General features: G+C 32.0%; 27 protein-coding genes. All 27 read left to right on the forward strand.

The window, feature by feature from the left end:
• The 27 genes from dnaG to LXD69_RS07280 all read left to right on the forward strand — a co-directional run bounded on the left by dnaG (position 1) and on the right by LXD69_RS07280 (position 21871).
• Positions 1-3450: a DNA primase gene (dnaG, locus tag LXD69_RS07150; protein ID WP_246918473.1), complete on the forward strand. Its 3450-nt coding sequence runs from the start codon at positions 1-3 to the stop codon at positions 3448-3450.
• Between the two features lie 11 nt (positions 3451-3461).
• Complete coding sequence (locus LXD69_RS07155) at positions 3462-3752, forward strand: hypothetical protein (protein WP_246918475.1); 291 nt, start codon at positions 3462-3464, stop codon at positions 3750-3752.
• Positions 3749-4165, forward strand: a complete 417-nt coding sequence (locus LXD69_RS07160) for a hypothetical protein (RefSeq protein WP_246918477.1) — start codon at positions 3749-3751, stop codon at positions 4163-4165. Before LXD69_RS07155 ends, LXD69_RS07160 begins: the two co-directional genes overlap by 4 nt.
• 5 nt (positions 4166-4170) lie before the next feature.
• Positions 4171-4542: a hypothetical protein gene (locus LXD69_RS07165; RefSeq protein WP_246918478.1), complete on the forward strand. Its 372-nt coding sequence runs from the start codon at positions 4171-4173 to the stop codon at positions 4540-4542.
• 31 nt (positions 4543-4573) lie between these two features.
• Positions 4574-4741 (forward strand): hypothetical protein, encoded by a 168-nt coding sequence (locus tag LXD69_RS07170; protein WP_246918480.1) that lies wholly within the window; start codon positions 4574-4576, stop codon positions 4739-4741.
• Positions 4738-5364 carry a hypothetical protein gene (locus tag LXD69_RS07175; protein ID WP_246918482.1) on the forward strand — a complete coding sequence of 209 codons (627 nt, stop codon included), beginning with the start codon at positions 4738-4740 and terminating at the stop codon, positions 5362-5364. Before LXD69_RS07170 ends, LXD69_RS07175 begins: the two co-directional genes overlap by 4 nt.
• A gap of 182 nt (positions 5365-5546) precedes the next feature.
• Entirely contained in the window at positions 5547-5774 is a 228-nt protein-coding gene (locus LXD69_RS07180; RefSeq protein WP_246918483.1) for a hypothetical protein, read from the forward strand.
• A gap of 284 nt (positions 5775-6058) precedes the next feature.
• Positions 6059-6283 carry a hypothetical protein gene (locus tag LXD69_RS07185; RefSeq protein ID WP_246918485.1) on the forward strand — a complete coding sequence of 75 codons (225 nt, stop codon included), beginning with the start codon at positions 6059-6061 and terminating at the stop codon, positions 6281-6283.
• A gap of 94 nt (positions 6284-6377) precedes the next feature.
• On the forward strand, positions 6378-6791 hold the full coding sequence (locus tag LXD69_RS07190; RefSeq protein WP_246918486.1) for a hypothetical protein: 414 nt from the start codon (positions 6378-6380) through the stop codon (positions 6789-6791).
• Positions 6792-6856: 65 nt separating this feature from the next.
• Positions 6857-7117: a hypothetical protein gene (locus LXD69_RS07195; protein WP_246918488.1), complete on the forward strand. Its 261-nt coding sequence runs from the start codon at positions 6857-6859 to the stop codon at positions 7115-7117.
• A 75-nt stretch (positions 7118-7192) separates the two neighbouring features.
• Positions 7193-7633 (forward strand): hypothetical protein, encoded by a 441-nt coding sequence (locus tag LXD69_RS07200; protein WP_246918490.1) that lies wholly within the window; start codon positions 7193-7195, stop codon positions 7631-7633.
• Positions 7634-7730: 97 nt separating this feature from the next.
• Positions 7731-8882: a DNA cytosine methyltransferase gene (locus LXD69_RS07205; protein WP_246918492.1), complete on the forward strand. Its 1152-nt coding sequence runs from the start codon at positions 7731-7733 to the stop codon at positions 8880-8882.
• Between the two features lie 92 nt (positions 8883-8974).
• On the forward strand, positions 8975-9217 hold the full coding sequence (locus tag LXD69_RS07210) for a hypothetical protein (RefSeq protein WP_246918494.1): 243 nt from the start codon (positions 8975-8977) through the stop codon (positions 9215-9217).
• Between the two features lie 606 nt (positions 9218-9823).
• On the forward strand, positions 9824-10261 hold the full coding sequence (locus tag LXD69_RS07215; RefSeq protein WP_246918496.1) for a hypothetical protein: 438 nt from the start codon (positions 9824-9826) through the stop codon (positions 10259-10261).
• 56 nt (positions 10262-10317) lie between these two features.
• The gene (locus LXD69_RS07220) at positions 10318-10767 is read left to right on the forward strand and encodes a hypothetical protein (protein ID WP_246918500.1); all 450 of its coding nucleotides are present in this window, start codon (positions 10318-10320) and stop codon (positions 10765-10767) included.
• 77 nt (positions 10768-10844) lie between these two features.
• Positions 10845-12200, forward strand: coding sequence for a S49 family peptidase (locus LXD69_RS07225; RefSeq protein ID WP_246918503.1), 1356 nt, complete (start codon positions 10845-10847; stop codon positions 12198-12200).
• 33 nt (positions 12201-12233) lie between these two features.
• On the forward strand, positions 12234-13229 hold the full coding sequence (locus LXD69_RS07230) for a hypothetical protein (RefSeq protein ID WP_246918506.1): 996 nt from the start codon (positions 12234-12236) through the stop codon (positions 13227-13229).
• Positions 13230-13238: 9 nt separating this feature from the next.
• Positions 13239-13814: a hypothetical protein gene (locus LXD69_RS07235; protein ID WP_246918509.1), complete on the forward strand. Its 576-nt coding sequence runs from the start codon at positions 13239-13241 to the stop codon at positions 13812-13814.
• A gap of 3 nt (positions 13815-13817) precedes the next feature.
• Positions 13818-14384, forward strand: a complete 567-nt coding sequence (locus tag LXD69_RS07240; protein ID WP_246918512.1) for a hypothetical protein — start codon at positions 13818-13820, stop codon at positions 14382-14384.
• A gap of 1 nt (position 14385) precedes the next feature.
• Entirely contained in the window at positions 14386-14697 is a 312-nt protein-coding gene (locus LXD69_RS07245) for a hypothetical protein (protein ID WP_246918515.1), read from the forward strand.
• 68 nt (positions 14698-14765) lie between these two features.
• Positions 14766-15500: a hypothetical protein gene (locus LXD69_RS07250; protein ID WP_246918516.1), complete on the forward strand. Its 735-nt coding sequence runs from the start codon at positions 14766-14768 to the stop codon at positions 15498-15500.
• On the forward strand, positions 15493-16788 hold the full coding sequence (locus LXD69_RS07255; protein ID WP_246918517.1) for a DNA modification methylase: 1296 nt from the start codon (positions 15493-15495) through the stop codon (positions 16786-16788). Before LXD69_RS07250 ends, LXD69_RS07255 begins: the two co-directional genes overlap by 8 nt.
• 236 nt (positions 16789-17024) lie before the next feature.
• Entirely contained in the window at positions 17025-17429 is a 405-nt protein-coding gene (locus LXD69_RS07260; protein WP_246918518.1) for a hypothetical protein, read from the forward strand.
• Complete coding sequence (locus LXD69_RS07265) at positions 17419-18996, forward strand: hypothetical protein (RefSeq protein ID WP_246918519.1); 1578 nt, start codon at positions 17419-17421, stop codon at positions 18994-18996. Before LXD69_RS07260 ends, LXD69_RS07265 begins: the two co-directional genes overlap by 11 nt.
• A 247-nt stretch (positions 18997-19243) precedes the next feature.
• The gene (locus LXD69_RS07270) at positions 19244-19585 is read left to right on the forward strand and encodes a hypothetical protein (RefSeq protein WP_246918521.1); all 342 of its coding nucleotides are present in this window, start codon (positions 19244-19246) and stop codon (positions 19583-19585) included.
• Between the two features lies 1 nt (position 19586).
• Positions 19587-20915, forward strand: coding sequence for a hypothetical protein (locus LXD69_RS07275; RefSeq protein ID WP_246918524.1), 1329 nt, complete (start codon positions 19587-19589; stop codon positions 20913-20915).
• Positions 20915-21871 (forward strand): DUF6712 family protein, encoded by a 957-nt coding sequence (locus tag LXD69_RS07280; RefSeq protein WP_246918525.1) that lies wholly within the window; start codon positions 20915-20917, stop codon positions 21869-21871. Before LXD69_RS07275 ends, LXD69_RS07280 begins: the two co-directional genes overlap by 1 nt.
• The last annotated feature ends 23 nt before the right edge of the window (positions 21872-21894 follow it).

A 21894-nucleotide genomic window follows, 5' to 3' on the forward strand; every position in this document is an offset into this window, starting at 1 on the left:
ATGAAATTTATAAAACAATCCTCTATTGATACTGTACTCGATGAAGCTTTAGTGTATGATGTAGTAAGTGCTACTGAAATATTAAAAAAACAAGGCGCAAACTTCTTTTGCTTATCACCTTTTACTTCAGAAAACACACCATCATTTGCCGTGAATCCTGTTAAAAATTACTTTTACGACAATTCAGCCGGCTTTGGAGGAAATGCTATTACTTTTTTAATGAAAAAGTATCCATCGATTTCATTTTTTGAAGCTATCGAAAAAGCTGCTGAAATCTGTGGAATTACTTTAGAATATGAAGAACGTTCTGCTGATCAAAAGAGACTTGATGATGAAGATCAAGCTATGAAAAAGTTTGTTGAATTCGCAAACAAGGAATATCAAAAAGCCTTTAAGAATTTAGCAGATGATTCTTGGGCTAAGACAATGATTTTTAAAGAAAGAAACTATACTTCTGAAATTGTAGAAGCTTTCATGATCGGTTTTGCTCCTGAAGAACCTAAAAGTTATATTTCTACTCCAGCAATTAATCAAGGGATGTTTGAGCTTTCTAAAACTTTAGGTTTTACAAATACTTCGAACAATATTTCTTATGACTTCTTCAGAAATAGAATTATGTTTCCCATCCACAACGATAAAGGAATCGTAGTAGGTTTTGGAGGTCGAAAATCTAATGATGAATCAAATAAAAAGTATGCTAAATATTTAAATTCTAAGGAAAGTAAGATCTATTTCAAAGACAAACTTCTTTATGGCTTGTATCAGGCTAAGAAATCAATAATAGTAGCCGAAAAAGCTGTTTTAATGGAAGGTTATACCGATGTAATTGCATCGCATCAGGCAGGACTTACAATTTCAGTTGCCACTTGCGGAACTGCTCTTTCTGAATTTCATGCAAAATTATTATCTAGATTTTCTAAACACATTATTTTATTTCGTGATGGTGATAAAGCTGGCCTAAGAGCTGTACATCGTGATATTGATATTCTTTTAAAATTTGGAATAAAAGTTGAAGTTGTTATTTGTCCTGAAGGAGAAGATCCAGATAGTTTATCAAAACAATGTAATCTAGTGGATTTTGTCGAAAAAAACAGACAAGATGCAATTACATGGAAAGCAAAATTTTTAAAGGAAGATTCTAAAAATCCAGAGATACCAAATCTGATTAAAGAATTAGAATTTCTTCAAAATAAAGAAATTGGAGAAATATATGAGAAGATAGTTCCTGACACGAACGAAGCTTACAAGAATGCTAATGCCGTTGAAAAAAGGATGATCAAGAAAGACAATGATCTTCTTTTTAAACAAATCTCTGAAATAGAAAGAGATTATAAAGCTCAAATCGAAGAGCTGCCAAAATTTGAACCTGAGCTAGTTGCTCAATCTGTAGAGAGTATGGCCACTACTCTTTCATTAATACCTAATGAAATAGTGCTGCAGCATTATATAAAATTAGTTTCCAAAATTCTAGATCAGAAGCCTCAAATAATTACAGGAGTAATTCAATCTAAAAAGGAAGAAGCTCAAAAAAAGAAATCGGACCAGGAGAAAGAAACTGATGCAAAAGAGAGTAAACTTTTAAAACTTCCTGAAGGAGCAAAAAAGGATCAGTTCTTAGAAGACCGTTTCTGTGAGATTGGAGAGACTTATTATTTCATGGGTAAGAGTGGAGAGTTCTTTATCGGTACAAATTTCACCGTAATACCATTATTCCATATCGACGGAAATCAAGAAAATAAACGTCTATGTGAAGTAAAAAACGTGAACGGTGCAAAACGATTAATTGACTTTGATTCAACAGACATTATCAACTTTACAAAATTCAAAGAGCGTCTGATCAAGGAGGGTAACTTTTTTTGGGAACCAGGAGCAACTAACGAAAATTTTCTCCTGGTCTCGAGAAAACTTGTAAACGAATTTATAACAGCTTCAGAAATCAAAACACTAGGACATCAGCAAAAGGAGGGATTTTTTGCCTTTGCAGATGGTATTTTCCACAACGATCAATTTTTAAAAGTCAACAAATATGGAATTGTTCATGTGGAAGGCCTAGAAAAATCGAGTTCAGAATACAAAGCAGATGTTTGTCATTATTATTCTCCAGCTTATTCTGAAATATACAAGTCAGCTCGTGAAGATGATGATCCATACGAGAATGATAGACACTTCATTTATAAGATTGCTCCTATCTCATTAGATCAGTGGATGATGCAGCTTGTTAAAGTTTTTGGAGATAAAGGAAAGCTAGGCCTGGCCTTTTGCATCGCTGCCAATTTTAGAGATTTATTTTTAGCAAACTGGAAATATTTTCCCTTAATGGGAGGTTTTGGCCAGCGAGATTCAGGAAAATCAGGTTTTGGAAATTGTCTACAATCTTTCTTTTATTTCAATATCCCTCCTCTGGAACTAAACACTTCTACACTTGTAGGTATCTCAAGAAGATTAAGCAGAGTAAAAAATACAGTTGTTTTCTTTGATGAATATAGAGATGATATCGATGAGGATAAGCATCAACAATTAAAAGGTGGATGGAACGGCATTGGCCGTGAAAAAGGGAAAGGTGCAGAAACGAATAGAACCTCCAGTGATAAAATTAATTCGGCTATTTATTATGCAGGCCAATATTTGCCAACAAAAGATGATGGAGCTCTTCCGTCACGCTCAATAATTCTAAATTTTGAACAAAAAGAACGTTCAATTGAAGAAAAAGAAGAGTACAATAAATTGATGAATTGGAACAAAACAGGAATTTCCTCTTTTGTACTGGATGTCCTAAAATATAGAAAATATGTTGCTGACAATATAATTAAAACTTACTCTGAAGTTCTGAAGGACTTAAAAAATTCATTGAAAGAAGAAGAAAACATTCAAAATAGAATTTTAGAGAACTACTTGGCCATTTTAGTAATTATGAAATTACTCCAGGACAAATTTACCTTTCCTTTTACTTATCAGGAATACTTTGATTTAACAAGAAGATCAATTATTGATAACTCCGATACGATATCTGATTCAGATGGTTTAGCCGCTTTCTGGAGAGTCATTGAATACTTGTCTACTCCTGGTCACCAGCGACAAATAAAAGAAGGTGAAGATTACATAATTATAACAGATTCAATTGTGAATTATGTACCTAAAAAAGGAGAAAAAGCACAATGGAAAAACGAAAATAAGGACAAAGTATTATATCTCGCATTTTCAAAGGTGCATCAAGATTATCACAAAGAAGTAACTAAGAGACAAGGTGAAGAAGTAATTCACGAAACGACAATTCGTAATTACTTAAAATCGAAAAAATATTTCATTGGATTGTTTGCGAGCAAACGAATGGGGGATAGAACTCCTAGTGGGTACGCCTTTAATTATTCAATGATGCAACGCCTAGGAATTGTCAATTTACATGACTCCAGCGATGATCAAACTGAAATTGATCTTCCTGAATCCTTTTAAAAGTTAAAAATATGGATCAGAAAGAAGCTTACATCTATAAAAAGTGGTGTTTGGAAAATAAAATTACCATATATCCTAAACCAGTTACGAATAATGGTAGCCGTTGCAAAATTGTCATTAATCGAAATGGCAAAGAAAAGATAGGATCTGAAATCTATGAAGTTCAAAAAACATTTAAAGAAGTTGAAATTCAAACGCCTTCAGGAATGAAAAAAGTGAAACAAGTTATTCCCCCACTTTACGAAAAAATAGAACAGCTGTACAAAGACACGTATTTCAAAAATCAAAATAAAATAGAATGAGAAGAGGTGTCCCAAAATACAGATTGATACAGTCTCACCTGGATGAATTAGGAATTATGACAACTATTCATAAAACTGGTAAAAATGAATACTCCTTTATGATCAATGGAGTTATTGTGAAAATTTACAAGAAACGTGAGAATGCTAATAAGAAGTTGCTCAAATTAATTAAAGAAAATGCAACTCGACCCATTGGCCTATATGGCTGCTATTGTCATCCTTTTAAAGATTGGCCAGAACACGACAAATTCTTTACTCAAAAATTAACTGCAGGGAAAAAAGTAAAAGTGAGATGTTGTGGAACCGTAGCAGAATTGGTTAAAAAATTACCTAATGGATTTTGGCAATTAAAAACGGACCAGGAAGAATTAATAAAAGAACACACACAAAATTTAATAACAATTAAAAATTAACACAAATGGAATGGATTATTCAACAACACAAAAGAGGCAATAGACAGCAAGAAATACAGGTGTCTATATTGGTTAAATCGCTTAATAATTTTTACGCTTATAATGCTCAATCATGGATTGATCATTTTCATAATCGTTTAAAAGAAATACCACGTTCTAATAGCTTTTCTGCTGAATATGGCTATAAGGCAACTCCAAGAAATGAAAACAGCCTAGAAGTTTGGAAAATGAAAATGAATGGAGATTATAATTATAAAAGTAAAGATGATCAAATCAAAAAAATTGAAAATACTTCAAATATGCTTAAAATTTTAACCAATATAACAGCTTTCAATTTTGGAAACTTAATGAATTGTCAGAACGTTTCGATAAACTAACTGGTGCAAAGCACTTTTAAAAAATAATAACATGAGCAAATTTGAACAAAAATGGGATTTTACTTATGATAATAAACCCCTAAATCCTTACAATGCTAAAAATTCCAGAAGTTTTATCATAGCCCTCACGATTGGAGCTCTTATAGGCTCTATAATTACAGCGATATTATTAATGACTTATTCAGTTTTTTTCTTATGAAAGCAAAACCAATAATTTTTAGTACAGAAATGGTACAAGCTATCCTGGAAGTAAGAAAATCACAAACTCGTAGAATGAATGGATTAAAAAAAATCAATGAATATCCAAATGATTGGGTTTTTGAAGATTTTGATTTTACAGGGAATTTTATTTTCTATAATAAAAGTGGTGATAAAATTTCTATAAAACCTCCTTATGAAGCTTCAGATGTATTGTGGGTTCGAGAGACTTTCGTGGAATTTGAAACCTGGAACGAATTAGAACAGATTTTTAGTTATCATTATAAAGCAGATTTTTATGATTATACACTGAAATATCGACCTTCAATTTATATGCCAAAAGAAGCCTGTAGGTTGTTTCTGAAAATTAAAAATATAAGAATTGAAAGGTTAAATGATATAAGTGAAACTGATGCAATTGCTGAAGGAGTTGAAAAGATAGCAGATTATGGAACTACAGGATATAAACTTTACACAGAACCAGATGCAGCATATTCTGATATTGATGCCGTTTATTCTTTTGAATCTTTATGGGAAAGTATAAAAGGTAAGAAATCATGGAGCTCTAATCCTTGGGTTTGGGTTATCGATTTTGAACAATGCAAGAAACCAAAAAACTTTTAATAATGGAAAACGAAACATTCTTAAGAAAAGGGTCTTTTATTGTCGGATTTGTATCTGGAGTAATTGTAACCTTAAGCTGCTGCTTAATTATCCTTTACATATTTGTCTATCAATAAAAAAATAACTAATAGGAATTATCGGAATTTATCGGAATTCCAATAATTCCAAAAAATACAAAAATTATGAAAAAATATATTTTAAGATATGCACTAACATTTTTCTCAGGTAGAATTAAAGTAGGTCATATTGAATTTCTAGCAGAAAATTTAGAAAGTGCAAGATCAAAATCATTTGAAGTACTCTATGAGTGTTTAAAGGAAAAATCCATTAATAATGGCGACAACGAATTATATTATTTTGAAAATTTAAAGAGTTTAAAAATAGTAGTTGCTGAAAATAACGATCAATAATCAAAAATCAATTACAGGTTAACAATAATTATCGGAATTCTGAAAAATTCCGATAATTCCTAAAAATATGATATGTACACAAAGTTAGAAATAGCTACAATTTTAAAAAATTGTAAATCAGTTGGAGAAGTCTTAAGCATAAGTAGAAGCATTCGCTTCCTTCATGAAATACATGATCAGGAATTGTATAATATTTCATATTTAATTGTAATACGAATTAAAAATTTTAAAAGATGATTACAGCGATTAAAGGTTTAAGATTATTAATAATTTAAATGATAAATATGACAACAGATAAATATATTTCGGAAAACAGAACAGGGAGCTTTAAAAAAGGAGATAAAGTTGTAATGCACACTTGTGCTGAAGCCAATTATTATAAAGGTAAAATATGGACTTGTTTGACTGATAGCTTTTTAGACAGAGGAAAACAAGAAGTTGTGTTCCTTGAAAATTTTAGCGGATGTTTTTCCGTTAGTTTTCTAGCTATTACACAAGCTGATCGTTAACGTTGAGTTTTAAAACAAACATTAAATTAAACCCAAAGCCGAAAATCATCGCAAAACACTTGTTATCGTTTCGGTTTTTTAAAATCTAAAACTTATGAGTTGGAATCCTAAATTTTTTATTATTTATCCAAGGAAAATAATAGCCGAAATTGAAAAATGTAGTACAGAATATCTTTGTGCTGGAAATTTAAGCGATAAATTAAAAGAAGTTTTAAACGTGAAGTCAATAGGTTCTGAATTAAAAATTATTTGGAACAACAATCATAAATGGCAATTGATTAAAGATTACGATTTAGAGATAATAGATTTAGAAGATTACGTAAAATCTGACTGTAGCATTCTCACGTTTAAAACAGAATTTTTAATGAAAAAATCAGTGAAGGCTTTGCGAAAATTAGGTGTAAAATCAGAAATGATTTGCACTGATAATTATAGAGATGTTATTATTCAGCAAGCGTTTTACAAAAGGAATGGCGTTTTTTTCCACTCCAACGAAGCTGAACGATAACGGCTCGGATAAGATACGTTGCGATTTAATACACTAATTTTCGATAATAAATAAAACTTTATAAAATGAAAACACTTTTAAATTACCTACTAAATAAGCAATGGATTTTATCTATTGTTATGTGCTTTTTAAGCGATGACAAAAAAGAGCAAATATACATAGCACGATTCAGAGCTGAATTAGCATTTTGGGGACATGATGTTTCTGATATGACTGATGAAGAAATAAAGGAAGGTATTAATAAAATGAGTGAAATGGTTGCAAAATGCGGAATGACAACAAATGAAGTTACAGAAGCATTTAAAGCGTTGGCAAATTGCACATAACGAGTTGCCAGCTTCATTTCAGTTGCGTAATTCAAGACTGAACAAACCAAATAATCACTTAATAAAAATTCAAAAATGAACAATTCAGATACAAACAAAACCGAGCAATTGAATGAAACTGCTGTTAAATGCAGGTTTTTTGCTCAATACTTAGGAAAAACTTTCATAAATGGGTTGGGTGGAAGTTCAATATTATGCCCTATTGATTTGGTACACATTCACGCTGATACAATTTCTGCTACAATGAAATTAAAACCGATTGACCACATTGAAGATGAAGATGCAATTGAAGTAGCTAAAATGTTTATCAAAAAGGAAGAAATAAGAGAGGAACTTATTTTTTGTGGACGAATATTCGCTACTTGTATTTTTGATAATCAAGATATAGAAGAAACTCAACTTTATAATGAGCATTGCAAAGCAACTGATTATTTACGCTCAAAAGGTTATGCTTTACCATTTATGGAATACACCGTTGATGATTTAGTAAAAATGGATTGGGTACAGTTGGGTTAAACTTGCATTTAACGTATGGTGGTATGGCATCGTTTTAATGTGCTATACCACGTGTTGTACATCTGTATTGCGGTTTTAAAGCACTAAATTTTGAATTATGAACGAACATAGTAATAACATTTTTGAGCGTGGGCAAATTGCTGACGTAGGAAGCAAAGGAATAAACGTACTTTCTTTATTTAACGGAATGAGTACAGGACATACTGCACTTGATAATGTAGGAATAAAAGTAAATAAGTATTACAGTTCTGAATTAAAGCCTTATGCAATAGAATTAACACAATATCACTATCCAGAAACCATACAATTAGGTGATGTAAATAATTGGCGAGAATGGGATATTGATTGGAAAAGTATTGATTTACTTTTAAGCGGTAGCCCTTGTAAAGATTTATCTATTGCAGGAAAAAGAAAAGGGATAAACGGAAGTAATAGTGGTTTGTTTTGGAAGTTTATTGAAATATACGAACATATTAAACAATTAAACCATAATGTAATATTCTTTCAAGAAAACGTTGGATCTGCACCTAAAGAAGACATTGGAATTATGAGTAGAGCAATGGGTGTTTATCCTGTAAGATTCAATAGCAGTTTGGTTACTGCTCAATTAAGAGATAGATACTATTGGACTAATGCAAAAACTAAACCCTTTGGAATGTTTGGCGATTTAGTTACAGATATTCCAGAACCAAAAGACAGAAATATAAAACTTTTTGATGTTATTACAGATGGTTGGACTAATAAAGAAAAAGCAAACTGCATTTTAGAAAGCGAAAGCAGAATGGCAACAAGCCAGGAAAGTCTAAAAAAACGATACGTTAAATATTTTAATACTATTGTCTATTTGGTTGAAGATGAAGTGAGAGTAAAGACAAATACTGTGAAAGGCTATGATGTTTTAACAGAAGAAGATTGTTTGAATTTATCTTTCCCAAGTAGCACAACGAGACGAGGAAGAGTAACAAAAGGTAAAGCACCTTGTTTGTTGCAAGGAAACGAACCTTTGTATGTATTAAAAGATAAGCAAGTAAGAATGTTGAATAAGATTGAACTTTGTAGATTACAAGGATTTCCAGATAACCATTGCGATATATTGAGTAGAAATAAAGCAGCAAGTCTTTTAGGTGATGGTTGGACTTTACCAATTATAGAACACATCTTCCAATATTTACCTTTTAAAAAAGCGAGGGAAGAAAAAAATGTTATTACGGAATATAAGCACAAACCTTTGAATAAAACAGGAACGTAGCAATATTGTGTACAACGTTCTCCAGTTTGCACGACGTTGCGTGCCTAAACACAGATGAACACAAAAATTAATAAACTTTAAATTTAAAAATTATGTTTACAAACAAAAACTTATTTAGCAATGCGTGCAAACTGGTGTTATGCACTGTTTTATTATTAACATTTACTTCTTGCGATGATGTTTTTCCAAGTTCAAATAAATTTATAATTACTCATAGTTCAAGTTATGGTAAAAACACAAAATATATGGTAAAAGGAATTGATGGAAGAACATCATTTTTCTTTGAAAGCGATGAATTTTATAGAGTAGGAGATACATTACGTTTATCTAAATAGTGCATAACACCAAAATAAGCAATCGTTTTAATGTTGCTTATTGACTGTTACGACACGTTTCAATGTGTCGCTTAGTTATTCCACACAGTCATCGGCTTTGCCGATGATGAAAAAACTTAAAGCCCGCTAGGGCTTTTCCTATTTCCTTCTTCCCCGCACCCCATCATCTATAATAGTATGGTCAAGAAGTTGAGCCGTTGAGCCGTTGACCCTAATTTGCGAAGCAAATTACTATAAATTAAGCTTCTGAAAGAAGCGTTCCTATTCTATTATTAAACACCCCCGCACCCCCAATTAAAAAAAGCTTATAAGGAATAAGGTAGCAAAGACCTTAGTAAACGGTTCAACAGTTCAACGGTTCAACAGTATATGTATAACTGTTTGATATATATATAATTAAATCTATATATATATAATTAAATCGTGTTGAACTTGTTGAACTATTTTTAGTCGGTTCCTACAAAATCGGCTAAGTTCAACGTGTTCAACGCACAATTTTTTATTAAGTGTTTGATTTTAAAATAGTTGAACTGTTGAACCTATTTTACTGAAAAATGTCTATTAATTAATGTATATTTGAATTTTAAAAATTAATCTTTTTTTAAAATGAGTGAAAAAGCAATCATAACTGTATATTTTCCTGTAAAGCCACATGTTTACAAATTCCTGCAAAAAAAAGTAGGTGAAAAAATGGTGGTAACTAAAAACAATTTTTATGGTAATCTTGTTCTTGATGTTCTTTCTAAGAAGTACAGTGTTCTCGAAGCTGTAACAGATGATCTTGTTTTTCCAGTTGATATTTCATTACGATACATTACTAATTATGGTGTGTTTATCGATCAGAATATCATTAGAAAATTTAATGCACAAATTGATAAGCAATTTAGAGAAGAACTTCGTTCCTATGTCTCAATTAATGCTAGCGCAAATAATTTACCAAAGAATGAAGCTATACGACAATTCATTTTTCATTATAATATTACTGAAGAAGATATTAAAATGGAAACTTTAATTAAAGACATTGTTAGAAATGTTGTTTTGTAAGGACAAAATTATTTTTACACGATTTGTCCATTAAAAAATAGATAAAATTTAAAGTCATGATAGATAATTTTTCACCAGACAATTATAAAAATATAACTAAGATTTCCATATTAGATGCAAAGAAAGTTTTTTATCCGTTAAAATATGTTCTAGAGAAAAGAGATATTTTAATTGATGAAGATTATTCACTGATCATTATACCTTTACCTGAAGATATAAAGTATCCTTCAAATACTAAAATGACTGATGCAGGCATGATCTGGAATTATAAGGTAGAAATAACGATCAATAATCAAAAATCAATTACTGAGGCTAAGCTGTTAGAATTTGTAAATAAAAAAGTAATTGTTGTTTTCCATCATAATGATGGAAAAATAATTATAGGTTGTAACGAGATGCCTCTCCAGTACATCTATGGAGATGACAATACAACTAATCCAGCTGCGCATTGTGGTTATTCTGTAGAATGCCGTGGAAACTCCTATTTTTCAAAGGTTTCAACTTAATTAACTGTCCTTTTAAAGGCTTCTTATTCATAGTAAAATTGTATCGTAAATAATACTAACGATACAATTTTACTATTTTGGCTAAACAAATTCATAATTTCTTTCAAGGTAGTCTTTATATTCAAGAAGCATATTTAGATGCTTTGATTCCTCTTTATTTCAAGTCGATAACATCTTCTGATGATTCTGATAATGGTAAAACAATTGAAGAATTAGAGAAATCTCAAATTTCGTTTATAAATTCTTCTTCTTCCGATATTAACACTACTGAAAGTGCTGTTAAAGTAGTTCTTATTAATCTAATTGGTCCAGTTATAAAATATTACGACTGGTGGTATGATATGTTAGGAACTCAAGAATACATGCAAATTTTAAATCGTTACAAAAATGATCCTTCAATTGCTGGAGTAGTTTTCAATATGGATACAGGAGGTGGTCAGAAATATGGAACTCCTGAATTTTTCGATTTTATTGCAGACTTTATTAAAGTAAAACCTTTGGTAATTTATACTAATGGTTTACTCTGTTCTGGTGGATATTACATTGCATGTCCTGCATCATATATAATTGCGAATAAGAGAGCTGATGCAATTGGATCAATTGGTATCTACACTGAAATATTTGACATAAATGGATATTATGAAAGTCTAGGTTTAAAGGTTCATACGATTTACTCTAATTTATCTTCTGAAAAAAATAAATCTTATAGAGATGTTATTGATGGAATTGATAAGAATTATGAGAACTACAAAAAGAAAGAGCTTGATCCAGATGGTCAAATTTTTATTGACGATATGAAAAAATCAAGACCACAAATTAAAGAAGAAGTTTTTAAAGGTGGTGCATGGAATGGTGAAGAAGCTGTAAAAATGGGATTAGTAGACGCTAATGGTAGTCTTCAAGATGCTATTAATAAAGTACTAGAACTTGCACAGTCTAATCCAAAATCAAATTCAAATAATAATAAAAATTCTAAAAAAACGAGTATGTCTAAAAAAACGAAAAACTTCCCATTAATACAAAGTCTAATTGGTGTTGAAGGTGAAGGTGTTGATACAATTTCAACCATAACAGGTAAAAAAGGAGTTCAACTAACAGAAGAACAGTTAGAGATAGTGGAAACTGCTCTATCTGGAAATGAAGCAGCTCTTACTGCTGAAAAAGGCAAAGTGACTACTGCTCAAGAACAAGTTACTTCATTAGAAACAGCTGTAAATACGGCTATTGAAACTGCAGGGTTAACAGCTTCAGTAGCTGCAGCTGCTTCTATTGAAGATAAAATTACTTTATTAGGAAGTAAAGTTGTTGAATTTGGAAAACAACCAGGAAAAAAAATCACTAATCCAAAATCAGAGGGTGATTCTTTTGAAGAAGAAAATTCGATTGTAGATGCAAATGCAGATCACAATAAGATCTACAATCAATTACCTTAAATAAATTTTTAATCAATTAATAAATAATAGACTATGTCAGTAAATATCGATCAGGTATTGGAAGAAACCAAAAAGTTTGCGGCTCAAAATCCGACAATCTTAATGGGAAATATCATGTCTAATTCAATTCTATTGAACAAATATGCTAAGCTTATCCCTAAAGTTAGAGGTGAGTACGCTACTGTTCATAGTCTTATAGGGCATGTGGTTCAGGCTTTTCAGCCTACATGGACAGAAATGGCCGATGTGCAATTTCGTGGCAAACAAATGAAGGATTATCATCAAAAAGTGAATTTTGGCTTCGTTCCTGCAGAAATTTTAGGATCATGGATTGAACAAAAATATGATGAAGGAGTAGACTTGAAAGATAAAAGTATTTCTAAACACGTTATGACTGTGTTAGGAAATAAAATCATTTCTGACGTAAACTACTTGTCGGTTAAAGCAGTTTACAATGCTGCAACTCCAACAGTTTTTGGAGCTTCAATGAACGGTTTGAATAAAATTCACACTGATTTGATGGCAAATACGGTAAATCCTTGTTTCAAAATTCCTACGAATGCTTTGTCAAGCACAAACATTCTTGATGAAGTTTTGAAATTCGAAAGAGGAATTCCAGAAGTGTACAAGCCGTTTATAAAAGAAATAAAAATGTCTGTTACAAACGCTGAAAACTATCTTCTATTGTATGAAGACACGTTTGGAAAAAACACAGACTATTCAATGGCAAAAGGTTTGAAAACTCGTTTAGGAGGTAGAACTATTGTACCAGTTCCAATGATGGACAACGCTGTTTTATCAGCAACAATTGATGGGAATTTTGCAAGAATGATCGATGTAATCGAAAATCCTGCAACTATTACAGATGTACAAAAACTTGATTATAAAATTAAAGTTTTTGCAGAGTTCACTCTTGGTTATGACTATGCAGTTAATGAATTAGTATTCATGAATGATCCTGTAGGAGTTGTAAGAGGTTTAGGTGATGCAGGTTTAAACGCATTGTACTATCCTGAAGAATCATTATAAATCTACATTATGGCAAACGAAAAAATAATCAAAAAAGCTAAAGAGTTAGGTATTGAAAATGCTGAAGCTCTTAATGAAACTCAATTAGAAAAAGCAATCAAGCAAACTGAGGCTTCTAGTAAAGAGAGAAATACTCTTTTAAAAAGGGCGAAAGAATTAGGATTTGATGAGGAATTGTTTAAAGACTTCTCTAATGAAGATTTAAAAAAATCGCTTTCAGAAGCTGAAGAAGAGAGAGCTTTAGAACAATTAAACGAAGATAAAGCGGAATTGATATCTGAATTTTTAGGATTGGATGTGACAGAGTGTTCTTTGAAAGATCTTAAAAATTATTTAGATTCTAAAATAAAAGAATTATCAGCAACACCTTCACTGGAAGAAAAGAAAGAAGTTGTTCCTGAAGGTAAGACAGACAAACCGTTTAAAGCTAAAAATGGTATGGAATATGTATTTACATCTGATGCTCCTGAAAAATTCAGATTTGCAGATGTTGTAAAAACTCAAAAGGAGTGGTTGGAAGATTCAGAATCTTATCAGTTAATGATAGATTCAGGCGTTTCTTATGTAAAAATTTTAAAAAAATAAGATATGGCAAATTGTTATGATGATGTCGTAAATGAAAATTTAGATGCATGCATCAATTCTGAAATTCAAGCAGGAGTTTCAGAAGTAGGAGTTTATTATGGCGTGCATTCACAAATTACAACTTTCCCAATGCCTCTGAGTCCTGGTGATGTTGGATATACTTTTGAGACTGCAGTTACAGTAACTGAGGACATTGTATTCGCTGCAGGAAAAGGATTCGGGAAAATTACTGTGCAGTCAGATATGGGAGAGGTGAAAGTTTCTGCTCCTGGGAACAAGGGAAATAAAAAATCAAAATCATCATTTGATTTTTATATTCCAGGAAACTCCAAAAAATTATTAGGATTTATTAGAACATTTAAAAATGTTCCAATGGTATATTGTGTTACTGAAAGAGATGGTCAAAAAAGGCTGATTGGTGATAAATTTAACCCAGCTTATATGAGCGAGGTTGAAGGAACTACAGGTAAAGGTGGTGAAGATGACAAAGGAATTCAATTCACGATTGAGGCTTATTCTTTACCGATAGTTTATGAAGGAGTTATTCAGGAACCAGTTGTAGTTCCTTAAAATGAAAAAGTATTTTGAAATAGTAAATCTACAAATACCTTGTTCCTTCATCTTGAATGATGGAACAAGGTTTGATTTGCGAACTGGAATTCCTAATAATGCATTAGTCGTTTATAAACAAGGCTTTAAAAATTTAGGATTAAAAGAAGGAGCTGAAGAGTTATTTAAGAAAGAAAAAATTAATGATTTAATTGCTCTTATTAGAAAAGCTCGGAGAATTGAAGATGTTAAAGTCTTAGCAGCTGCCAAAGCAGATAACGAAAAAATTAAAGAAGAAGCTGAAGCTAGAATTAAGGCTTTACAATCTAGTTAGTGTTGGATTTGTGTTTGTATTTAAAGCCAGTCTTCGGATTGGCTTTTTTTATACTTTATTAAATTAATATGGATATACAAAAATGGTTTGATGGACCAGGCACTTATAAAGAGGGATTGCAATTATATGCTTCTTTGCCTAATAAAAGTAATTTATTTCTTAAAAGCATTCAAAAGGAAAATGTTTATAATTTGTTGAAGTTGAAATACGAGCTTAAAAAAGCTTTAAATAATAATTCTGAAGTAACTATACAATTAAGTAAAAACGTTCCAACAGAATTACCTATAGTGGCTAAAAAAGAGCCGTTTCAACAGATCATTAATGAATCGGCTGTTCTTCTTCAGAAAGAAACAATGGCTAGTTATCCTATGGGGTTGCACTCTGTTTATAGAGATCGTATTTCTAACTTTTACAATGCTTGTGAATTGAAATTCAAATTAAATGCATTACCTGCAGATGACGAAGAAGAGGCGTTTGATTTAATTATTCAGCTGGAGGAACTTTGGGAAAGAATAGATCGAGCTTGGTTTGTCTTAAATCATTGGAAAGACTATGGGCGAATAATGCCTTTTGATACTTCAGAAGATTTCAAAAAAATGAATGCCATTCAATTAGTTAAACGAAGGGATCAGCTTCAAACTTCAATTTCCAAAAGAAATAAAACGTTGGAAAAAATAATTCAAGAAGTAGAATCTTCTCCAGAAGATCGTGTAAAGTTGAATTTACTTAATAGAAAAAAAGAACAGCTTCAGCAATTAATAATCGATTTAGAAACTATTAGAAATTTATTAAAAAATGAGTGATTTATTATTAGCTCCATTGGAGTGGACAACTGAAAAAAGGAAAGTTTCTGATTTAATTCCTTATGAGTATAATCCTAGGAGGTTAACTGAAGATAAAAAGGAAAAATTGAAAGCAAGTTTAGAACGTTTCAATTTGGCCGAAATTCCTGCAATTAATACTGATAACAAAATTATTGCAGGCCATCAAAGAATTGTAGTTCTTCTTGAGCTTGGCCGTGGTGATGATTTTATCGATGTTAGAGTTCCTAATAGAACACTTACTGAAGAGGAATTTAAAACTTACAACATTAGTTCTAACGTTCCTACAGGAGAATGGGATGTTGACATTCTAAATGCAATTTTTGCTGATATTGATCTGATGGGATTAGGATTAGATGTTAGTGCAATACCTCTTCCGGATTCAGATGTTCCTCCAGAACTTTTTAACGAAGAAGAAGATGAGTTTGAATTTGTATTGCCTGTTGATCCAATTAGTGTAACTGGAGATCTTTATGAGTTTAGAAGTTTGCAAAAAAAATTAACGCATAAGATTATCTGTGGAGATAGTAGAGATGTTTCGGTTTATGATAAATTACTCCAGGGCGAATTGTTTCGACTTATTTTAACAGATCCGCCTTATAATGTCGATTATGAAGGAGGTACTAAAGACCGCTTGAAAATTCAAAATGACAAAATGAAAACCGATGACTTCTATACTTTTTTATTAGAATTCTATACTGCAGCTTTTTCTAAAGCTTCAAAAGGTTGTCCTATTTATGTTTTTCATGCTGATACTGAAGGCGTAAATTTTCGTAAAGCTCTTAAAGATGCTGGGTTCAAATTATCACAGTGTTTAATTTGGTTGAAAAACTCTATTGTGATGGGTAGACAGGATTATCACTGGAAGCATGAACCTTGTCTTTATGCATGGAAAGAAGGCGAAGCTCATCCATGGTATTCAGATCGAAAACAAACTACAATTTTAGAATTTGACAGACCAACAAAAAGCGAAGATCATCCGACAATGAAGCCTGTGCCTTTATTTGTTTACATCATTAAAAATAGCTCTAAGCAAAGGGAAATTATAGGAGATTGCTTTACTGGATCTGGAACGACAATTATAGCATCTGAGCAAAGTTGGAGACAAGCTAGATGTTTAGAACTTGAACCAGGCTTTATTGATCTAACGGTAAAACGTTGGGTAAAATATATGCGAGATAATCATTTGGAACATGAAGTTTATAAAAATGGACAAATTTTGTCCAAAACAGAACTTGACAAATACTTCGATAAAATAGAGCCACTGTAATAGTGGCTTTGTTTTGTCCTTTTTATACACTTTCCCTTTCAGCAACTTGCATAAAAAATAATAAAATGAGTGAAGGATTGATCTTAAGAAAAAAAATCACGACTCTAGATAAAATACGTAAATATTATCTCAAGGGGGCTGATAAAGTTACTCTTACGGCTAAGCAAGAAGAAATACGTATAAAAATATATAAGTCTTGGAATCTGCTGTGTAATTATCATTCGAAAGAACAAGCTATGAGTGTCTTAGTGAACGATGGTTCTTCACGAGCTCAGGCGTATAGATATGTTTCTGATGCACTTTCCATTTTTGGAGATATATTGAAAAATCACAAAGAAGCAAAACGATATCTTATTGAAGAAGATCTTATGCGTTTGCAACAACGAGCAATCAAAAATGGTGATGGTGATCTTGAGCTTCGTGTGATTGCACAACGAATTAAGATATCAGGTATTAATAAGGACGATGATTTGAAATTCAATCCAGAGAAATTGGCAGCGCAAACTTATATCATAAAAGCTGATCCTGCAGTATTAAAAATGATAGAATTGCATAAAAATGGAGGAGCTTATGATTTTAACATGGTTGATACTGAAGAAATTACTTTCCAAGAATTAAAAACTGATGATGATGACGAATAGAGAAATTAAACTCAATCTTCCTCAATTTGCAGTCGTTAATTTATCTCGAGAAAAAGTATATAACCCAAAGACACAAACTGATGAGTATGTAAAAACGATAGTTCTTGAGTGGGCTCGTGGTACAGGAAAATCAACTATTCTAGGATGGTACATGAAAGAGGCTGTTATTCAGATGCCTCGAGCTACTGGAGTTCTCGTTGGAGAAACGTATCAACAGATTTTATCCAGGACTCTACCTTCTACAAAAGAAGGTTTGGAAATGTTCGGATTATATGAGCATATCGATTATGTAGTTGGTCGAAGCGGAAAGAATCTTGGTTATGAGATGCCTTTTCAATCTCCTTCACGCTGGGATAATGTAATTCATTTTTCGAATGGTTTTATATTTATTATGGTCTCGAATGACATGCCTAATGCAGGGCGTGGAATTAATTCAAGTATTGTAATTGGAGATGAAGCAGTATTGTTAGATGCTGAACGTTTATATAATAATGTTCAAACTACCAACCGTTCAACTTGTGGAGGTCTTTATGAAGATAAGCCTCTTTGTAATGCAGAAATATATGCTTCCTCTGTAGCCATGACTCAAAAAGGGCAATGGTTTACTGATTTGGAGAAAGTGGCTATAAAAGAACCGTGGAAGGTTGTTTTCGTAAAAGCGAACGCATTTGCCAATAAACATAACTTATCTAAGGATTGGTTTGAACGTATGCGAGATAAAGCACCATCAGATATACATTATGATGCTGAGATTAAGAATATAAGACCAAAGAAAACAACTAAAGGATTCTATCCTTCTTTAGATCCTAAGAAACACTATTATCGATATGCTTATGATAATGTTTATCTTCAGGAGGTTGGTGTTAAGGCGACTAAGAAAGACTTTACCTGCAGACAGGACACTGATTACATGAAGAGTAAACCTTTAATTGTTACTATTGACTGGGGTAACATCATGACCATGACAGTATCTCAAGACCAGGGCGAACGATACAGATGTCTAAAAACCTTTTATGTGATCAGTCCAAAGATTATTGATGATCTAATTGATGAGGAGTTTGCTCCATACTATGAGCCATTAAAGAAAGGTAATAATGTAATTGAGTTCTATTATGATCGTAATGGTAACAGTAAAACACCTAATTCTAAGCTGACCTTTGCTGAACAGGCTGGAGCTGCATTCAAACGTAATGGATGGAAAGTCTTATATAAAACTAGGAAACATGAGAACCCACCACACAATGAGAAGTTTATAGTACTTAATTATATCTTGAAATATGGAGGGGTTAATGGTCTACCTCTTATCGAGATAAACGAAAACAATTGTCCTGATCTGATTGTATCGTTAGAGAATGCTCCAGCAATGGAAGGTAACCAACCTAACACTATCGTTAAAGATAAACGAAGTGAGAAGTCTAAGACTACGCCTCAAGAGCATGCCACTCACTTTAGTGACACGTTCGACATTCCTCTTTACTGGAGGTATCATAAACAAGTGCAGCGATTGCTTGCTGACAATCAAGACAAAGGCACGATTCCTTTATTTAAAGGTCAAACAATGAAATGAAATTAATCAAAATTCAGCTCTCAGCTGAGAGCTGAGCATATTTCGCTCAATTTGAAAAAGGAAAGTGTAGATGTAGAACAGGGGCAGGCCGGCAGAATTGCGAAATTTGAGAAAATAAAAAATAATTTTTATGCTTAAAAATTTGAATATTAAATAGTTATGTTTTTTATAATGATACTGAAGGAACAATTACACTCATTTTTTTTATGTCCTTTTAATAAAAACTTGGTAACCCGAATTTTGAATTATGGAAAAACATATTTTTTTGAGACAGGTTCTTGAAATGATGAAAACTAAAAATGCGTTTGGCCAGCCAATTGCTTTTGATTTAGAAGTTCGAACATTTAATAAAAACAATAAACGTGGAGGCGTTTTGATGATCTATAAAAATGCTAAGTTGTTAATGGGTGATAAATTAAAAGGGAAACCCTTTATCGAAGCTTCTCATTTTTATAGAAAAACTAGATCCAGAACTAATCCTAATCATTGGGATAATCTAACAAGAAATATTGAGCTTCCATCTGGTCAGATTAAAAAAATAAAAATTCGGTACATAACTAAATTTAACGAAATGCAAGTAGTTTATTAATATGAAACATTTTAATTCAATAGGCGTACATATAGGAAAGTCTACAATAGCAATGACAAATTTGAAAACTGAATTTGTCAAGCCTAAATCAATACTTATTGATAATGCTAATCAAGAAGTCAAAGGTGAAATTATTCCTTGGGGTTCTGATAATTTATATCCTCAAACCTTTTACAATAAAAAATATTTAAAAAACGGATCAGCTGTTGGAGGTGTCGGTGCTTTGCAAAATGCACACTATGGTAGTGGATTTCAACTGCAGTTAGAATCTGCAGATGAAAATGGAGCTTCAGTAAAAAAGACTGTTCCTTTTTTAAGTTATCCTGAAATTCAGTCGTTTTATAAAAATTCAAAACTGAATAAGTTCTGGTATGAAATCGTATCAGATCAAACGCTGTTCAGTATTGGTTTTGCTTCATTCATTGTCTCACAAGATTTTAAAAAAATAACTTCAGTTAGAAGAAGAAAAGCTGCATGGTGTCGCTTCGAGAAAATGGGAGATGATGGTGTTATCAAAAATGTATGGATCAATTCTGACTGGAGTAATGAAAATTTAAAATATTCAATGCCTATTCCTGTTGTAGATCCATATATGACAGCTGAAGAAGTAAGGCTTTGGTGTCAAGAGAGCAAAATATATGAATTTATATATCCTTCTTATTATCCTCTAATAGATGAATCTTATTATCCTAAACCAGGTTGGCACGCTGTTGATCGTAATGGATGGATGGATGTTGCGAATTCAGTTCCTGAATTGAAGCAAGCAATTTTTGCGCAACAAGCGCATATAAAATATGTGATCTATGTTTCAGAAATGTACTTCGAGAATTATTACAAGGAAGAATGGGATGATTTTGATTCTGATAAACGTCAGAAATTAAGAAGTGATCTTGTTACAGCTATCGATGATCACATGAGTGGTAATTCTGCAGGAGGTCGCTCTTTAATTTCTCCCATTTTTGAAGAAAACGGAAAGTTTGTCGAAGGGATTAAAGTTGTTCCCATCGATAATAATCTACAGGAAGGGTCATATTTGCCAGATTCATCCGCTGCCAATTCTGAAATTCTTTTTGCTTTAGGAGTTGATCCTTGTATTATCGGTTTAGGTATTCCTGGAGGGAAAAATCTATCAGGTTCTGGTTCTGATAAAAGAGAAGCTTACAACATTCTTTGCGCTAATCTTAAACCTCGTAGAGAAATCACGCTCGAAATATGGGATTTAATTAGAGATTTTAATTTGTGGGATCCTAACCTTGAAGGTTGTTTTCCAAATATGATTCTAACAACGCTCGACAAAGATAAGTCTGGCCAAAATACAATAGTAAACTAATGGCACAGTTAATTAACACAATAGAAGATTTAAAAAAGCATATAGTTGTATCTGCTTCGTTTGACTTTAAAAAAGTCCTTCCTTATACTAAAAGAGCTGAGAGAAAATATATCATTTCCTTAATTGGCCGTGAACAGTATGACTCAATTATAATTCATCCTTACGATGAAGACAGTGATGCTCCTATAAATTTAGTTAAATTATTAATTGCTGAAGCTGCGGCACATTTTTCTTTATTATTAGCTCTTCCAGTAATAAACTTACAGATCACTAATCACGGTTTGAAGACTACAGAAAACAAAGATGCTTCTCCAGCTGACTGGAAAGATGTTCGTGATTTAAAACGATCACTTATAGAAACAGCAAACGAAGCTCTTGATTCTGCTTTTGAGATCATGGAAGAAAATACAGCTGATTTTTCAGAATGGGTTGCTAGTGATCATTACACAATTTTCAAAGAAGGAATTGTACGACATACAAAAACTTTCAACGACTTATTCAATATCGGAAACTCAAGAAAAACATTCCTGGCATTAAAGCCATATATGACAGAAGTTGAAGAACGTTTTATTCTTACTATGCTAGGCCAATGTACACTTGATTTTTTGAAAACTTCATCAACTGATTCTGTCGTTTTAAGATCTCAAAAATTACTGCAGATGGCCGTTGTTTCATTTACAATTTCTAAAGCAGCTGTTGCTGGAACTTTTTCCGTAACTCAAAGCTCTTTAGTCGTCTCTTCAGAAGAATTGCCTTGGGAAAGAAATAAAATGGAACTCGATGAAGCAAAGCTCGAGCGTTTAAGAAAAGACAGGGAAAATTCTGGAAACGAATATCTCAAGAAACTTAAAAAAATAATTGTAGACAATCCTACAATCTTTGTCTGTTATGAAGATAAGACAGAAGTTGGATTGGCAAATAAGATCCAAAAATTAAAAACTGGACTAGCTCTGTAATGTCCTTTTTAAAAAATGAAAAC

Source organism: Flavobacterium sediminilitoris, assembly GCF_023008245.1.
Taxonomy (GTDB): Bacteria; Bacteroidota; Bacteroidia; order Flavobacteriales; family Flavobacteriaceae; genus Flavobacterium; species Flavobacterium sediminilitoris.

What these genes read in the sequence shown, in the direction of transcription:
- LXD69_RS07210 (WP_246918494.1), top strand. Translation starts at nt 8,975, where the DNA reads ATGTTTACAAACAAAAACTTATTTAGCAATGCGTGCAAACTGGTGTTA.
- LXD69_RS07160 (WP_246918477.1), top strand. Translation starts at nt 3,749, where the DNA reads ATGAGAAGAGGTGTCCCAAAATACAGATTGATACAGTCTCACCTGGAT.
- LXD69_RS07245 (WP_246918515.1), top strand. Translation starts at nt 14,386, where the DNA reads ATGAAAAAGTATTTTGAAATAGTAAATCTACAAATACCTTGTTCCTTC.
- LXD69_RS07275 (WP_246918524.1), top strand. Translation starts at nt 19,587, where the DNA reads ATGAAACATTTTAATTCAATAGGCGTACATATAGGAAAGTCTACAATA.
- LXD69_RS07255 (WP_246918517.1), top strand. Translation starts at nt 15,493, where the DNA reads ATGAGTGATTTATTATTAGCTCCATTGGAGTGGACAACTGAAAAAAGG.
- LXD69_RS07265 (WP_246918519.1), top strand. Translation starts at nt 17,419, where the DNA reads ATGACGAATAGAGAAATTAAACTCAATCTTCCTCAATTTGCAGTCGTT.
- LXD69_RS07260 (WP_246918518.1), top strand. Translation starts at nt 17,025, where the DNA reads ATGAGTGTCTTAGTGAACGATGGTTCTTCACGAGCTCAGGCGTATAGA.
- LXD69_RS07155 (WP_246918475.1), top strand. Translation starts at nt 3,462, where the DNA reads ATGGATCAGAAAGAAGCTTACATCTATAAAAAGTGGTGTTTGGAAAAT.
- dnaG (WP_246918473.1), top strand. Translation starts at nt 1, where the DNA reads ATGAAATTTATAAAACAATCCTCTATTGATACTGTACTCGATGAAGCT.
- LXD69_RS07185 (WP_246918485.1), top strand. Translation starts at nt 6,059, where the DNA reads ATGACAACAGATAAATATATTTCGGAAAACAGAACAGGGAGCTTTAAA.
- LXD69_RS07220 (WP_246918500.1), top strand. Translation starts at nt 10,318, where the DNA reads ATGATAGATAATTTTTCACCAGACAATTATAAAAATATAACTAAGATT.
- LXD69_RS07280 (WP_246918525.1), top strand. Translation starts at nt 20,915, where the DNA reads ATGGCACAGTTAATTAACACAATAGAAGATTTAAAAAAGCATATAGTT.
- LXD69_RS07235 (WP_246918509.1), top strand. Translation starts at nt 13,239, where the DNA reads ATGGCAAACGAAAAAATAATCAAAAAAGCTAAAGAGTTAGGTATTGAA.
- LXD69_RS07270 (WP_246918521.1), top strand. Translation starts at nt 19,244, where the DNA reads ATGGAAAAACATATTTTTTTGAGACAGGTTCTTGAAATGATGAAAACT.
- LXD69_RS07165 (WP_246918478.1), top strand. Translation starts at nt 4,171, where the DNA reads ATGGAATGGATTATTCAACAACACAAAAGAGGCAATAGACAGCAAGAA.
- LXD69_RS07205 (WP_246918492.1), top strand. Translation starts at nt 7,731, where the DNA reads ATGAACGAACATAGTAATAACATTTTTGAGCGTGGGCAAATTGCTGAC.
- LXD69_RS07180 (WP_246918483.1), top strand. Translation starts at nt 5,547, where the DNA reads ATGAAAAAATATATTTTAAGATATGCACTAACATTTTTCTCAGGTAGA.
- LXD69_RS07230 (WP_246918506.1), top strand. Translation starts at nt 12,234, where the DNA reads ATGTCAGTAAATATCGATCAGGTATTGGAAGAAACCAAAAAGTTTGCG.
- LXD69_RS07250 (WP_246918516.1), top strand. Translation starts at nt 14,766, where the DNA reads ATGGATATACAAAAATGGTTTGATGGACCAGGCACTTATAAAGAGGGA.
- LXD69_RS07240 (WP_246918512.1), top strand. Translation starts at nt 13,818, where the DNA reads ATGGCAAATTGTTATGATGATGTCGTAAATGAAAATTTAGATGCATGC.
- LXD69_RS07200 (WP_246918490.1), top strand. Translation starts at nt 7,193, where the DNA reads ATGAACAATTCAGATACAAACAAAACCGAGCAATTGAATGAAACTGCT.
- LXD69_RS07215 (WP_246918496.1), top strand. Translation starts at nt 9,824, where the DNA reads ATGAGTGAAAAAGCAATCATAACTGTATATTTTCCTGTAAAGCCACAT.
- LXD69_RS07170 (WP_246918480.1), top strand. Translation starts at nt 4,574, where the DNA reads ATGAGCAAATTTGAACAAAAATGGGATTTTACTTATGATAATAAACCC.
- LXD69_RS07175 (WP_246918482.1), top strand. Translation starts at nt 4,738, where the DNA reads ATGAAAGCAAAACCAATAATTTTTAGTACAGAAATGGTACAAGCTATC.
- LXD69_RS07190 (WP_246918486.1), top strand. Translation starts at nt 6,378, where the DNA reads ATGAGTTGGAATCCTAAATTTTTTATTATTTATCCAAGGAAAATAATA.
- LXD69_RS07195 (WP_246918488.1), top strand. Translation starts at nt 6,857, where the DNA reads ATGAAAACACTTTTAAATTACCTACTAAATAAGCAATGGATTTTATCT.